This window comes from Brevundimonas intermedia (assembly GCF_027922165.1).
GTDB classification, from domain to species: Bacteria; Pseudomonadota; Alphaproteobacteria; order Caulobacterales; family Caulobacteraceae; genus Brevundimonas; species Brevundimonas intermedia.
This window is the reverse complement of the sequence record NZ_BSFD01000011.1, coordinates 420,862-434,871: the sequence shown is the minus strand read 5'-3', so window position 1 is coordinate 434,871 and position 14,010 is coordinate 420,862. Positions and strand designations below refer to the sequence as shown.

The 14,010-nt window shown below is 66.4% G+C and carries 13 protein-coding genes and 1 tRNA gene; 9 read left to right on the top strand and 5 right to left on the bottom strand.

The window, feature by feature from the left end; all coding sequences use genetic code 11:
- Positions 1 to 52: 52 nt before the first annotated feature.
- Positions 53 to 772 (bottom strand): TetR/AcrR family transcriptional regulator C-terminal domain-containing protein, encoded by a 720-nt coding sequence (locus tag PKE72_RS15580; protein WP_271166285.1) that lies wholly within the window; start codon positions 770 to 772, stop codon positions 53 to 55.
- A gap of 100 nt (positions 773 to 872) precedes the next feature.
- Here PKE72_RS15580 and PKE72_RS15575 point away from each other — a divergent pair, with 100 nt between their 5' ends.
- Positions 873 to 2,426 (top strand): FAD-dependent monooxygenase, encoded by a 1,554-nt coding sequence (locus PKE72_RS15575; RefSeq protein ID WP_271166284.1) that lies wholly within the window; start codon positions 873 to 875, stop codon positions 2,424 to 2,426.
- A 217-nt stretch (positions 2,427 to 2,643) separates the two neighbouring features.
- Here PKE72_RS15575 and PKE72_RS15570 read toward each other — a convergent pair whose 3' ends face one another.
- The 3 genes from PKE72_RS15570 to PKE72_RS15560 all read right to left on the bottom strand — a co-directional run bounded on the left by PKE72_RS15570 (position 2,644) and on the right by PKE72_RS15560 (position 4,578).
- On the bottom strand, positions 2,644 to 2,970 hold the full coding sequence (locus PKE72_RS15570) for an SDR family oxidoreductase (RefSeq protein WP_271166283.1): 327 nt from the start codon (positions 2,968 to 2,970) through the stop codon (positions 2,644 to 2,646).
- A gap of 83 nt (positions 2,971 to 3,053) precedes the next feature.
- On the bottom strand, positions 3,054 to 3,851 hold the full coding sequence (locus PKE72_RS15565; protein WP_271166282.1) for a DUF3313 family protein: 798 nt from the start codon (positions 3,849 to 3,851) through the stop codon (positions 3,054 to 3,056).
- Between the two features lie 229 nt (positions 3,852 to 4,080).
- Positions 4,081 to 4,578 (bottom strand): methyltransferase family protein, encoded by a 498-nt coding sequence (locus tag PKE72_RS15560; RefSeq protein WP_271166281.1) that lies wholly within the window; start codon positions 4,576 to 4,578, stop codon positions 4,081 to 4,083.
- A gap of 453 nt (positions 4,579 to 5,031) precedes the next feature.
- On the opposite strand from PKE72_RS15560, the gene PKE72_RS15555 reads away from it, so the two are divergent.
- The 3 genes from PKE72_RS15555 to PKE72_RS15545 all read left to right on the top strand — a co-directional run bounded on the left by PKE72_RS15555 (position 5,032) and on the right by PKE72_RS15545 (position 9,077).
- On the top strand, positions 5,032 to 5,565 hold the full coding sequence (locus PKE72_RS15555) for an RNA polymerase sigma factor (RefSeq protein ID WP_271166280.1): 534 nt from the start codon (positions 5,032 to 5,034) through the stop codon (positions 5,563 to 5,565).
- A 91-nt stretch (positions 5,566 to 5,656) separates the two neighbouring features.
- On the top strand, positions 5,657 to 6,649 hold the full coding sequence (locus tag PKE72_RS15550) for a FecR family protein (RefSeq protein WP_271166279.1): 993 nt from the start codon (positions 5,657 to 5,659) through the stop codon (positions 6,647 to 6,649).
- A 10-nt stretch (positions 6,650 to 6,659) separates the two neighbouring features.
- Positions 6,660 to 9,077 (top strand): TonB-dependent receptor, encoded by a 2,418-nt coding sequence (locus PKE72_RS15545; RefSeq protein ID WP_271166278.1) that lies wholly within the window; start codon positions 6,660 to 6,662, stop codon positions 9,075 to 9,077.
- 327 nt (positions 9,078 to 9,404) lie between these two features.
- Here the strand turns inward: PKE72_RS15545 and PKE72_RS15540 are convergent.
- A tRNA-Ser gene (locus tag PKE72_RS15540) sits at positions 9,405 to 9,494 on the bottom strand.
- A gap of 129 nt (positions 9,495 to 9,623) precedes the next feature.
- Between PKE72_RS15540 and PKE72_RS15535 the strand changes: the two genes are divergently transcribed.
- From PKE72_RS15535 to PKE72_RS15515, 5 genes are read left to right on the top strand one after another with little or no spacing between them, the layout of a single operon-like run.
- Positions 9,624 to 10,439, top strand: coding sequence for a septal ring lytic transglycosylase RlpA family protein (locus tag PKE72_RS15535; protein WP_309298347.1), 816 nt, complete (start codon positions 9,624 to 9,626; stop codon positions 10,437 to 10,439).
- A gap of 37 nt (positions 10,440 to 10,476) precedes the next feature.
- Complete coding sequence (gene tmk / locus PKE72_RS15530; RefSeq protein ID WP_271166276.1) at positions 10,477 to 11,109, top strand: dTMP kinase; 633 nt, start codon at positions 10,477 to 10,479, stop codon at positions 11,107 to 11,109.
- On the top strand, positions 11,106 to 12,098 hold the full coding sequence (locus tag PKE72_RS15525) for a DNA polymerase III subunit delta' (RefSeq protein ID WP_271166275.1): 993 nt from the start codon (positions 11,106 to 11,108) through the stop codon (positions 12,096 to 12,098). The genes tmk and PKE72_RS15525 overlap by 4 nt, the downstream gene beginning before the upstream one ends.
- The gene (locus PKE72_RS15520; RefSeq protein ID WP_271166274.1) at positions 12,098 to 12,880 is read left to right on the top strand and encodes a TatD family hydrolase; all 783 of its coding nucleotides are present in this window, start codon (positions 12,098 to 12,100) and stop codon (positions 12,878 to 12,880) included. The genes PKE72_RS15525 and PKE72_RS15520 overlap by 1 nt, the downstream gene beginning before the upstream one ends.
- Positions 12,877 to 13,671: an MBL fold metallo-hydrolase gene (locus tag PKE72_RS15515; protein WP_271166273.1), complete on the top strand. Its 795-nt coding sequence runs from the start codon at positions 12,877 to 12,879 to the stop codon at positions 13,669 to 13,671. The genes PKE72_RS15520 and PKE72_RS15515 overlap by 4 nt, the downstream gene beginning before the upstream one ends.
- The last annotated feature ends 339 nt before the right edge of the window (positions 13,672 to 14,010 follow it).

Genomic DNA, 14,010 nt, shown 5'->3' with positions numbered 1-14,010 from the left:
ACTGGCTGGACCTAAGCGCCGCCGATCATCGCATCATAGCGCCAAGCGACCTCTATGGAGCCGTAACGGCGCTTGGGGCCGTTGGTCTGCGTCCCTCCAAGCCGTCCAGCATCAGCTCGAGGCCATAGCTGAACTCATCTTCGGGGGCGACGGGCAGGCGGCCGGTCGCGGCTGCGGCCCTTGTGGCGGGGTAGGCCGCGGGGTCGACAGCCTCGAAGGCCTGGGCGGACCGATCGTCGTGTCGGATCAGCTGCAGCGTCGACCCTAAAACATAGTGCGCCAGGGTGGCGTAGATGACCGCAGCCTCCCCGGCGGCGAAGCCCTCGGCCTGCAACAGGGCGATGCAGCGTTCTCGGTGTTTCATGGCGTTAGGACCGTTCGGCGTGCTCCGCAGCATGAGCGGGGCCACGCCCGGATGTCGCCTCAGGGCCTCGTACATGCCCCGCGCCAGCCCCGCCGTCCGGCTGCGCCACTCGTCGCCGTCGTCCGCCAGATCGAGCTGAGCAAAGACCGCGTCCACCAACAGGGCCTCCAGAGCAGGGCGGCCCGATACGTGACGATAAAGGGTGGCTGTGCCGGATTCGAGCGCATCGGCCAGGGCGCGCATCGACAGGGCGTCCGGTCCGTCGCGGTTCACGATCTCCATGGCCGTGGCGACGATACGCGTAAGGGGCAGGCGGGGACGGCCTGGCGAACGCCGTCTGTCCCGCCCGGAGGCTTCCTGGGTCGATGGTTCCCCATGGTGGCTCGGGTTGGATGCTCTGACTTTCATTCGCTTTTCTCAGCCGAACCGCCCGCTCGTGTCGATAGGCTTGATTTCGGATACGCTGTTGCCGTAAATGGGGAGGAAGCATTTTTTGAGAGGCAATGCCATGGCTGTGAGCTCTATCATCGACGTGCTCATCATCGGCGGCGGTCCTACGGGCTCCACTCTCGCGATTGATCTGAAGCGCCGCGGACTGACGGTTCGTATCGTCGACAAGGCCGCCGGGAGCTTTGAAGGATCCCGCGCCAAGGGGGTTCAGGCGCGCACTCAAGAGGTGTTGCAGGATCTCGGCGCGCTCGAGGACGTCCAGAACGGCGGCGGGCCCTATCCCCTGCTTGGTCTGCATCTCGGGCCGTTAACGATCCCGTGGCGCATGATGGCGCACTCGGCGCCCACTGCTGACGTGCCGTTTCCCAATATCCTGCTGATCCCGCAGTTTCGGACGGACAAGGCCCTCCATGATCGGCTCGAAAGCCTCGGGGGTCGGGTGGAGTATTTGACGGCGCTTGAGCGACTTGAGCAGGACGAGACCGGTGTGACCGCGACCTTGTCGCGGGAGGGCGTTCTGGAAACGGTGCGCGCACGCTATCTGGTCGGCGCCGACGGCGGAGGCAGCAGCGTGCGGATCGGTCTTGGGATCGCGTTTGCCGGGTCCACGCACGAGGAAGACCGGATGATCATCGTTGACGCGACGACGACAGGTCTGTCGCATAATCGCTGGCATGTCTGGCCGGGCGGCGGCGGAAAATTCATCGGCGCCTGCCCCTTGCCGAACAGCGAGCTCTTTCAGTGGATGATCCGTCTGCCGGAGGGCGAGACGCCGGAACTCGAGCTGGAGGCGGTCAACCGGCGCATTCAGAAACGGATCAAAGACCGTCGCGTCAAACTGCACGATATTCAGTGGAAGTCGGTCTTCCGGCCCAATATCCGCCTCGCGGAGCGTTACGGGAAAGGACGCGTGTTTCTGGCGGGCGACGCCGCCCACGTCCACCCGCCCGCAGGCGCTCAAGGGCTCAATACCGGCGTTCAGGACGCCTACAATCTCGGCTGGAAGCTCGGTCAGGTTCTGGCTGGGGCTGATCCTCAGCTTATCGACAGCTACGAGGCGGAGCGGCGTCCGATCGCGGCGGCGGTTCTTGCGCTGGCGACCCGAAAATTCGACGGCATCGCCAAATCCGATCCCGCCTCGATCAAACGCGGCAAGGACGAAAGCCAGTTGGCCGTCACCTATCGTGAGGCCCAGCCCCCGGCTCCGGGCGCAGATCAGACGCGGACCCTACAGGTCGGCGACCGCGCGCCCGACGCAGAACTGGTCGGCCCCGACGGCAAGATCCGATTGTTTGATCAGTTCGTCGGGCCGCAGTTCACCGCCATCGCCTGGGGGCCGTCTGCGGTCTCGGCGCTCGTGCGTCTGGACTGGCCGTCCAGGGGCGCCGGGCTGAAACGGATCGCGATCGACACGCGGGTCGGCGCGGGCTTCGACATGCACCTCGCCGATCCCGGACGGACGTTCTTCAAAGCCTACGGCGTCACCGGCGACACCCTGTTTCTGATCCGCCCCGACGGCTATGTGGCCCAGATCGCGTGCCGCGATATCGACGCGAAAATGAAAAGCGCCGTCGCCCGGTTCGGGCCGCCGACGGGGTCGGCTGCAGCATGACGCAGGTCCTGTGCGCGATGGCCAGATCGGCTGGCGTCGAAGGGCTCCAGGCCTCGGCGACGCCAGCCGCCTCGGTCGACGGAAGCCCTTTGGCAGCCGATCGCGCGCGGTATGAGCACCGCGCCTGCGTCAGTGAACCGAGGCGTTGCCTCGAAGCCTATAACCACAGGGCAGGCGGCCTCGCTGATGTCGCCTGGAAACAACTCGCGTCCAAACGTCAGGGCGCGCCGACGATGAGATCGATGGGGCCTAGTCGCTGTTCCGTATCCTGAACGAGTCGCTCGAGAGGGCGATGATCGAGATCGTCGTCATCGACCGCCAGGATCCGCCCTCCACCGTCCCATATTTCCTCGACCAGACGGTTGAGCGCGCCTTTGTCGGAGATGAAATGAACGACGGTCCCGTTTGCGGCCAGACTGCGAACGGCCTGTCGTGTAGCGTTTCGAGTGGAGTCGACGACCAGGGCGTTTCGGGGGCGCCGCAGGATGTTCAACTCTTGAGCTGCGCCCCGCTGGTCGCCGGAGGTTAGATCGGCGCGAGCCATGGATTGTCCTTTCGGATGAGCGGCGAAGCGAACAAGACGGGAGCGCGCCCAAGATCGGTTGGTCCGGGGCGCGCCGGTTAGGATCAGTCAGCGGCGTTTTTGCGGGCTCCCGTTCCGGCGACTTCAGGAGAATAAAGGCCTGTGGCCAAACCTACGACGGCGCCGGCCGCGCCGCGGGCGAGGTCTCTGCGTGGACCGAAGGCCCGGCAGGGATCCGGGTTCGGGATGTCGACCACTTTGCGCGCCTTGCTGGAAAAGGCGTCGCCGACCGCATCGCCCAAAGGCTCGGCCATCTGCAGTGCGTCGCCGACGCGCGACAGGGAGGGCGAATCGCGACCGACCCACTGGGCGTTTCGCGCCCAGGACATGGCCGCGATCTGGCGACGGGTGCCCGCCTCCAGCATTTCCGATTCGACAGCGATCCCCCCCGTGGTCGTCGGCGCGCGCAGATTGATGACCGGCACGAAATAGCCGACGGCGGCGCTGACCGCCGAACCGGTCCGACCGGTCGGGTGGAGCCGTACGACGGCCGTCCGAATGATGGCGGCGTCGGGCGTCGGCTCAGGCGTGACGGTAAAGCGCTCGCTGACCTCGTAGCAGATTTGGCGGTCCACCTCGCGCAGGACCATGGCCCGTTCGGTCGCGCTCAGACGGTCGCCGACGCCCTGGCCCAGAACAACAGGCTCAATATAGACGCTGGTGACGGCGTCCGACGCGGCGTCATCACGCCGTTGTCGCACGTTGGCGCTGAGGTTGCGGCCCGGCGCATTCATGTCCTCATACTGGGAGAGATAGCCTGAGTTCGCCGCCGGCGTGGTCTGGCAGGCGGCGAGCGCCGAGGCGGCGAGGACCGGGGCGAGGGATAAGAGGGTCTTGGTCACGATAAGCTCCTGGCTGTTGGTTTTAGGCTGTTGGAGGGGCGGTTCCGCTCCGAGGGATCGGAGGAGCGAAAGACGTGGAGACGGACGGTCACGTGGCGTCGGCTGTGTCCGGGATCGGTAAAGAGAGGGCAGCGGCGCTGGCAGATCTGACGTGAGCGATCCGGGCTCCGCTAGGATTGGGCGAGATCTGCTCGACTGCGGGGCAGGCGGTTAGAATGTGGATGTTCAGTCAAGGCAGGACGAGCCAGGTCGGCACGATCCCCGTGGCTCTCGCGCGGGCCAACCCCGCCATCACCGGAACAGCCATGAGCATAAAGGCGCCGTCGAGGAGCGTCGTCACGAAGCGCGCGGGACGGATTTCGAGTAAGGTGTCATCCCGCCAAGCCGACCAGCGCGGCCAAAACCGGGGCGTTCGAGCGCTGTAAGCGCCATAGGCTTCACCGAAGGCGGAAGACAGCCAAGCCTCTTCCCGTCGTATCGTTGCGCCGAGGATGACCACCGCGAGGCCTACGGCCGCAGCGGCCAGGACCAAGCTTCCGGTCTGGGCGCCGACGCCGAAGGCGGCCAAAAAGCTGAAGACGTAAAGTGGATTACGGCTGATGGAATAGGGGCCCGTGGCGACGATCTCACGGGTCTTGCGGCCCCCTATATAGAGAGAACACCACGCCCGGCCGATGATGGCGGTGAAGAGCGCCAGAACGCCGATGCCCGGCAAAAGACCGGTCAAGGCTCCTTCGTTCAGGAGCGGGCGGGTCACGGCCGCCACAAGGAGGAAAGCCAGGATTGCGACGGCGAGCACGGCCTTGCGAACCCGTTGGACACGTCTGAGGTCACGGGGGTCCGGCGGCGCCGTCGCGGCTTCGGGTTCGGACCGAACGATCGACAGGGCTGTCGAACGGGGGTCTTGCCCCCTCGGTCCGGGTTCGCCGTGGGCTGATCGTGCAGCCAGGGTCTCGGAGTGGGGGGAGGGCCGCAGGTCGCTTGGATACATCACGTTGGGACTTGTTCTGACTGCGCCGGCAACTTGGCGCTCCATCAATGACGTTGCCGGTTCCCGCCCCTCTCAACGTGATCCCAAAAAAAAGATTGGAAAAAATGACCAACCCATTGCGCGCGCCGCCGACGCATCCGAAACAGGCTGGAAGCCGTCGCGCGTCCGACATCATCAGGTCCATGCCCCGTGGCGTTGAGCGCGAAAGCCGAACTTGTCTCCGTCTATATTGACCGCCGCCCCGCGCTTGTCCGGTTCTTCGCCCTGCGAACAGGGTCTGAGGACAGGGCCGAGGACATTGTGCAGGACATCTATGTGCGGCTGGAGGCGATGACCGAAACCTCGGCGGCCGAGGTCGAGAACCCTGCCGCCTTCCTTTACCGCATCGGCGGAAATCTGATGCTCGACGGGGTTCGAAAAGGCCGGCGTTCCGCCGTGCGAGATCAGGCCTGGTCGGACGCCGGCGGCGTCGCGATCGGCGGGATGTCGGTCGCAGACCAGCCCTCGCCGGAGGACGCGGCCTGGGCGCGGCTGAAACTGGATCAAGTCGCCCAGGCGCTGGAAGGGATGAACCCCAATGTGCGGCTCGCGTTCCGGCTCCACAAGATCGAAGGTCTTACGCATGCCGAGATCGCGGCGCGAATGGGCGTGTCGCGCAGTTCGGTTGAAAAATACGTCAGCGCCGTGCTCGCGCGTCTTCTTCAACAGGTCGGCTGGCCATGATGTCGAGATTTCGCCATTTTTCGTTGTGGGACTTCGCCCGTCGCGGCGTCTCTTGTTCCGGGCGACGTCTCGTCCGTCAGACTGAAACCGCATGACCCGTCGCCAGACCTATTCCCAGACCGTGATCGACCAGGCTTCGGCCTGGATCGTTCGGCTGGGCGGAGACGAGGTCTCCGAGGCGGATTATCTCGCCCTGGAAGCCTGGCTTGCGCTTTCGCCGGAACACCCCGAGGCCCTCACGGAGGCCGAGGCCTTGTGGGCGGCGCTCGATCAGGACCGATCCGCTCTTGACGCCGCCCTTGTCCGCGCCGCGCCCAAGGTTCTGACGCAGTCTTGGCTCGTCCGCGTCGGGAACGGCGCCGCCCGTCGTCGCTGGCCTTGGGTTGCGGCCGCTATGGCCGTCGCCGCAGCCTTGGTTATGGCCCTGTTGGTGGGCCCGACCCTGGCGGGGCGGACGGTCGTCTATGTGACCGCGCCGGGTGAGCAGAAGACCATAAGCCTCGCCGACGGCTCCACGATCAACATGAACGGCGCCTCTCGATTGTCGGTGCGCCTGACGGCTAAGGCGCGTTTGGTGGACATGGGGTCGGCCGAGGCGGCCTTCGACGTCGCCCATGACGTGAGCAGGCCGTTTCTCGTCACCGTAGGCCAAAGCCGGGTCGAGGTCCTCGGCACGGCTTTCGACGTGCGTCGCGACGCGGAGACGACACGGGTGAGCGTCGCGCGCGGCGTCGTGCGCGTCTCCGACCTCGTCGATCCTGGCCACAAGGTCCGACTGACGGCCGGCCAGACGCTGGCGCGCGCAGACACGGACGGCGTGCTGGCTGTCACCGAAGGTCCGGTGACGACGGCCGCCTGGCAGTCGCGTCGCCTGGTCTATGACCGGACGCCGCTGTCCGAGGTGGCGGCGGATCTGTCCCGCGCCTATCCGACGCCCGTCCGTGCGGTCGGGGGCGCCGAAGCCGTGCGTTTTACCGGCGTGTTGGTTCTTGACGATCAAGCGTCGACTCTGCGGCGCTTGGAGACCTTCCTGCCTGTCACATCCTCGATCAGGGACGGGGTCATCGAACTTAGACCGCGGTGACCATCGGCCCATGAGAGCGAAGCTCCGCAACGCGATCCTGTGGACCGGCGCCGCCTGGATTTCCAGCGTCGGCTCGAGCCTGGCTCAAGGTCCGAACCGGCTGGACATACCGGCCCAGCCCATGGCCGCCGCCGTCGTGCAGCTTGGCGTCCAGGCTCGCGTGTCAATCGGCGCGGACGCCGCAGCGAATTGCGGGCGCTCTCGTGAAGTTCGGGGCGTCCACACGGTCGATGCGGCGCTGCGAATCATGTTGGACGGAAGCCGGTGTGGTTTCCGGCGCATCGACGCGCAGACCTATATGATCGTCGCGTCGCCGGCACGACCGAGACGTCCGTCGCGCCCCGCGGTCCCGCCGCCCCGGCTGCCGTCGCCGGGCGCCTCCGTGCTCCTTGATGAAGTCGTCGTGACGGCGACCAAGCGCGACATGGATCTGAGCAGCGCGCCCTACGCTCTGTCCGCTGTCGATGGTCAAGCGTTTGACGCCGCGTCGCGTCGCGATACGGCCGCGCTGGCGACGCGATTGGCGGGGCTGACGGTCACCAACCTGGGGCCCGGCCGCAATAAGCTGTTCGTTAGGGGACTGGCGGACAGTCCGCTGACGGGCCAGACGCAGGCCATGGTCGGTCTCTATCTGGACGACACCCGCCTGACCTATGACGCACCGGATCCGGACCTGCGATTGGTGGATCTTGAGCGGGTCGAGCTTTTGCGGGGTCCGCAGGGCACGCTTTACGGAGCCGGCGCGATGGGAGGGGTGCTGAAGCTGATCAGCCGCGCGCCGAAGCTGGACGTGTATGAGACGGATGTCACCGCCGGACTCACCTTCGCGGATGACACCGCCCCGGGGCAGTCGATCGACCTCGTTGTGAATGCGCCATTGGTTCGCGAACGGCTGGCGCTCCGCGCGGTTGTCTATGAAGAGGTGCTGGAGGGTGTCGTCGATGACCCCGGCCTGGGCCTGACCAATACCGGCAGGACCCTACGCAGCGGCGCCCGGGTCGCCCTTCTTTGGCGGATCAACGGGGATTGGCAGGCCCGCCTGGGCACGGTGTTCCAGAACCTCAACATCGACGACAGCCAGTATGGGTTTGAATCCCAGCCCGCCTATGAGCGCTCGCTCGCGGTCCGGGAGCCCAGCAACAATGATTTCAACGGCGTGTCGCTGACCACGACCGGCACGTTCGACTGGGGGAGGCTGAAGTTGAGCAGCGCCTACCAGGCGCATGATCTGGATCGACGCTACGACGCAACCTCCGCCTCGGCGCGGTTCGGCGCCGGGAGTGGTTCACTGGCCTACGACGAGGCGGACAGCATCCGCGCCTTCGCCGTGGAGGCGTCCGCCGCATTCAATCCCATCGGCGCCTTTAGTGGATTCGCGGGCGTCTACGGCTCGCACTACACCCACGCCCGCACGGGGGATGTTCTGGAATACGTCTCCGGAACCCGCCTCTACACGACCCGAAAACGTGACGAGACCGATGAGGGCGCGCTGTTCGGAGAACTGGCGTGGGCGCCGAACTCGAGGCTGAAGCTCATCCTGGGGGGACGTTACTTCTATGTGGTGACCGAGTCCGAGACGCTCGCCCAGCAGCGGGGCGTTACGACCGACGCCTTCCAGGGCGAAGGCCGCGATGACGGGATATCCTCCAAAGCGGTCTTGGAGTACGCGCTTCGCGACGGGGTGTTTCTCTATGCGCAGGCGAGCGAGGGTTACCGTGTCGGCGGCTTCAACGGCGGGGTTCTGCTCGGCCAGGCCTATGGAGAGCCGGGGGGCGGGGCCCAGCCCTATCGGACGTTTCGGCCTGATCGTCTTCAAAGTTACGAGGCGGGCGTGCGCTGGAGGGGCTATGACGACCGCCTTCTGCTTCGGGCGGCGAGTTTCGTCATCGACTGGCGATCCATTCAATCCGATCGGGTCTCGGCAGACGGTTTGCCCTTCACCGCAAACATCGGCTCGGGCGGCAATACCGGATTCGAATTCGAAGGCGCTTGGCGGGACGGTCCCTGGCGGATGGACGTCAACCTGATGGCCAACAACCCGCACTTGACCGCCGCTGATGACAGCTATCCCTTGGTCACGGACAGCGATCTGCCGGGCGTCCCCAAATTCCTCGTCGCCGCCAGCCTTCGCCATATGGGAAACGTTTGGGGACGCAGCGGCTGGGTGAGTGGATCGGTCGGTTATGTGGGACGCTCGACCCAGCAACTCACGCCCGAGACGACGACGGAGATGGGCGATTATCTGACGTCGGAAATGGCCGCCAACCTGGATATGGGCGCGTGGTCCGCGACTTTGCGCCTCGATAATCTGTTCGGAGGGGCAGGCGACACCTTCGGCTACGGCAACCCTTTCTTGGTCGGCAAGGAGACGGTGATCACCCCGCAGCGACCCCGAAACCTGTCGCTGTCGCTGTCGCGCCGGTTCTGAAGCCCTAAGCAGGGACGCTCCATCGCCCTGAGGATCAACGTAGAGCGCTCCAGTACGGCACGATTGGGAAACCGGGGCGGGCGGTGAAATCGCCAGAAATGCAATCGGCTGAAGATGTTTCGACTGACCCAACCGCCTGACGTCGTTCCGATACGAACCACGACGGCCTCGGCTCGGGCGTGAAAACAACTGCGGGCGACGCCTGATTCGGCAAAATGAACACGTTTGAAAGGTCGTGAAACGGCCTTTCAATCACTCACGTCAAAGGGGGGTGTGTAGGTGGGTGTAGCGAAGAATGGCGTATTTCTTCAATGAAAACAGTAGAACTGGCGGAAGCGGTGGGATTCGAACCCACGGACGGCTTTCACCGTCGCTGGTTTTCAAGACCAGTGCCTTAAACCACTCGGCCACACTTCCTTGCCGGTCTCGCCGGTCGGGCGGACGCCATAGCAGGGGAAGGGGGCGTTAACCAAAGCGGAAATGTCTTCGGTCATCCTCTTTTTTGGACGATTGTGACGAGGCGTACCGATGCGAGTTGGACAATGGGTGCGGAGCGGTCTGACTTTGGGGCTGTTCTCGCTGCTGGCGGCCTGTTCGACGTTTAGCGGCGGGCGGGGCGGCGGGGCTGTGCCGGTGGTCAAGGATCCGGCGCCGATCGTGTCGGGGACGATGCGGCCCTATCAGGTGCGCGGGCGGTGGTACACGCCCAAGGAACAGCCGAACTATGAGGAGGTCGGTCTGGCCTCCTGGTATGGCGACGCCTTCAACGGGCGGCCGACCTCGACCGGCGAGCGGTTCGACATGAGCCAGCTGACGGCGGCGCACAAGACCTTGCCGCTGCCGGGTCTTGTGGAAGTCACCAATCTGGAGAATGGGCGACGGATCGTCGTGCGGGTCAATGATCGCGGGCCGTTCGTCGATGGTCGGATCATCGATCTGTCGCGGGGGGCGGCGCAGGAACTGGATATGCTGCGGCAGGGCGTGGGCCGGGTGCGGGTTCGCTACCTGGGGCGGGCGCCGAGGCTGGGCGGAGGGGCGGTGCTTCGCGCCGAAGCGGCGCCGCCTCCGGCGCAATCCACTACCGCTAGGCCGTATCAGCCCGCGCCCCAGACTGCGCCCGTCGAAGCGACGGCGGTGGTGAGCGGAAGCGGCTCCTATTGGGTGCAGGCCGGGTCGTTTTCGGATCAGGGGGCGGCGCGGCGAATCGCTGGCCGACTGGGCGCGCGGGCGACCGTGGACGCCAGCGGCGGCGGTTATCGGGTTCTGGTCGGGCCCTGGATCGACGCCAATGCGGCCGAGACGGCCCGTCAGGCGGTCGTGGCGCGCGGATATGCGGACGCTCTGTTGATATCCGGCGGCTAAGGCTTGCCTCCAGCGCCGCGGTCGCCATTGTGCGCCTGTGACCCGTGGAAAATTCATAAGCTTCGAAGGCGGCGAGGGGGCCGGCAAGTCGACCCAGGTCGGTCGGCTGGTCGAGCGGCTGCAAACCGTGCTGGCGGATCGGCAGGTGGTGCGAACCCGCGAGCCGGGCGGTTCGAAGGGGGCGGAGGTGATCCGCAATCTGGTCGTGGCCACCGACGCAGAGCCCTGGTCGGCCATGACCGAGACCTTGCTGATGTACGCCTCGCGCTCCGACCATCTGGAGCGGACCATCCGGCCGGCGCTGGAAGCCGGCGACTGGGTGGTGTGCGACCGGTTCGCCGATAGCAGTCGGGCCTATCAGGGCGCGGGCGGGGGCGTGGCCCAGGGCTTTATCGAACAGATCGATGCGGGCGTGGTCGGGACCGACCAACCGGATCTGACTCTGGTGTTCGACCTGCCGGTCGAGGTGGGACTGGAGCGGGCGTTCGGGCGCGGCCTGTTCGAGACCCGGTTCGAGTCCAAGGGGCTGGAGTTCCATAAGCGACTGCGCGAGGGCTTTCTGAGGATCGTCGAGGCCAATCCACAGCGGTGCGTGCTGATCGACGCCGTGGGATCGCTTGACGAGGTCGAGGCGCGGGTTTGGCAGGCGGTCCAGGACCGGCTGCTGTGAGCGACGACCACCCCCGCGACCGGTTCGACCTAGTCCCTGATGCTGCGGCGGAGGCGGCCTTTCTGGACGCCTGGGAGCGGGGCCGTCTGCACCACGCCTGGCTGTTGTGCGGGGTCGAGGGGACGGGCAAGGCGACCTTCGCCTATCGCGCCGCACGGCGGCTGCTGGGGGCGGCGGCCGATCCGGCGCGTGGTCCGCTGGGCGCGCGGCGGGAGGATCCGGTCAGCCGGCTGATCTCGGCCCAATCCCACCCGGACCTGCTGGTGCTGGAACGGCTGGTCGAGGGGGGCAAGACCAAGAAGTCGATCTCGGTCGATCAGTCGCGCGACCTGCCCGAGTTCTTTTCCAAGAGCCCGTCCCAGGCCCAGCACCGGGTGGCGATCATCGATGCTGCGGACGACCTGAACATCAATGCGGCCAACGCCTTGCTGAAGGTTCTGGAGGAGCCGCCCGAGCGGGGGGTGCTGTTCCTTGTGACCCATGCTCCGGGGCGGCTGCTGGCCACGATCCGGTCGCGCTGTCGGCGGCTGAGCTTCCCCATCTGGACGCCGGAGCGGCTGGAGGCCCTGGTGCGGAACCGGACGGGAGCCGAGCCGGAGGAGGCCGAGCATGCGGCGGCCATGGCGGGCGGATCGCCGGGCGCGGCCCTGGCCCTGGCGTCGGGGGCGACCTTCGAGATGGACCAGTTGGCGCGGCGCTGGGTCGAGGGGGATGTGGACCGGGCCGAGGCCCTGGCCATCGCCGACAAGTTCCGGGGCGCGGAGGGGCAGGAGCGGTTCGAGACCCTGATGGATCGGCTGATCGCGGCGGTGCGGATGCGGGCCCTGAGCAGTCCGGCCGGCGCGGGGAACCGTTGGGCCGAGCTGTGGGAGCGGCTGCAGCCCTTGCCGGAGCGGGCGGTGGGGCTGAACCTGGACAAGGCCGATGTGCTGGCCGGGGCGCTGGCGGACCTGAGGCGGGTCCAGGCCCAGCAGGCGCGGATGGGCTGATGCTGATCGACAGTCATGTGAACCTGCACGCGCCCCAGTTCGACGAGGACCGGGACGACGTGATCGCCCGGGCGCGCGAGGCGGGGGTCGGCCTGATGGTCGAGATCTCCGACAAGCTGACCACCTTTGAAGCGACCCATGGGATCGCCATGGCCAACCCAGACATCTGGTGCACGGTCGGGGTCCATCCGCACGAGGCCAAGGATGCGGCGGACCTGACGGCGGGGACCCTGATCGAGCTGGCGCAGCGGCCCAAGGTGGTCGGGATCGGCGAGTGCGGCCTGGACTTCCACTATGACTTCAGCCCGCGCGAGATCCAGGCGGCGGTGTTCCGCCAGCATGTGGCCGCGGCGCGGGAGACGGGTCTGCCGCTGGTGATCCACACCCGCGAGGCGGATGAGGTCATGGGGACGATCCTGAAGGAGGAGCACGCCGCCGGGCCGTTCAAGATGCTGATGCACTGCTATACCAGCGGGGCGGAACTGGCGGGAATCGCAGCGGAACTGGGTGCCTGGTTCTCGGTGTCTGGGATCGCCACCTTCAAGGCGGCCGAGGATGTGCGGGCGGTGATCCGGGACATGCCGGCCGAGCGTATAATCGTCGAGACCGACTGCCCCTATCTGGCGCCCATCCCGCATCGGGGGCGGCGCAACGAGCCAGCCTATATCAGCCATGTGCTGGACAAGCTGGCCGAGATCCGGGGCTGGAGCGCCGAGGAGGCGGACCAGAGAACCACCGAGGCCTTCTTCGGCCTCTTTGACCGGATACCGAGGCCCGTATGAGTTTCGAAGTCGTCATCCTGGGCAGCGGATCCTCGGGCGGGGTGCCGCGGGGCGATGGCGACTGGGGCGTCTGCGACCCGGCCGAGCCGAGGAACCGGCGGACGCGCTGCGCGATGCTGGCGCGCAAGACCGGGCCGGAGGGGATGACCAACATCCTGATCGACACCTCGCCGGACCTGCGCGAACAGATGCTGGCCAGCGAGACCCGGCATGTGGACGCCGTCCTCTATACCCACGACCACGCCGACCAGACCCACGGGATCGACGACCTGCGGACCTTCGCGACGCGGGCGCGCAAGCGGATCTCGGCCTGGATGGATGAGGCGACCCTGACGTCCCTGTCGCACCGGTTCGACTATATCTTCGAGAGCAAGTTCGGCTATCCGCCGCTGCTGGACGCCCAGGTCATCCCGCCGCATGGGACGGCCTGGTCGGTGGAGGGGCCGGGGGGCGCGATCCCCGTGGTGACCTTTGATCAGGGGCACGGGCCGATCCGGTCGGTCGGCTATCGGCTGGGCGACATGGCCTATTCCAGCGACGTCTCGGATCTGGACGAGGCGGCGATCCGCGCGGTGGCGGGGTGTCAGGTCTGGATCGTCGACGCCCTGCGCTACACCCCCCATCCGACCCATGCCCATCTGGACCGGACGCTGGAATGGATTGCGGCGGCGGACGTCGAGCGGGCCGTGCTGACGAACCTGCATATCGACATGGATTACAAGGAACTGTCGGCGATTGTTCCGGCCAATGTCGAGGTCGGGTTCGACGGCTGGCGCTGCATGATCGGCTGAGATCCGGTCGGTATGTCGTAAAAACAGGGTGACAAACCGCCAAACCGCCAAATGCGCCAGGCGACCGCTGTGGCGTTAGGATCGGCTGAGGCCGGTCGGTTTGGCGCGAAAACAGGGTGACAACCGTGCCAAAGGCGCCAAACGCGCCAGGGGCGACGACTGTGGCGTTGATGGGGAGCGGACGTCGCAGGCGGACTGCGGCGCGGGCCCGATGTCAAAGACCGAACGACGAGGCTAACACGGTTTGAGAGCGTGGTAGGTCGATGGCCGTTTGGGCGCGTTAGGGTGTTGATCGGATTGGCTTCGGAGCGGAAAATTAGGGGCGGCGAGCCTGATTTG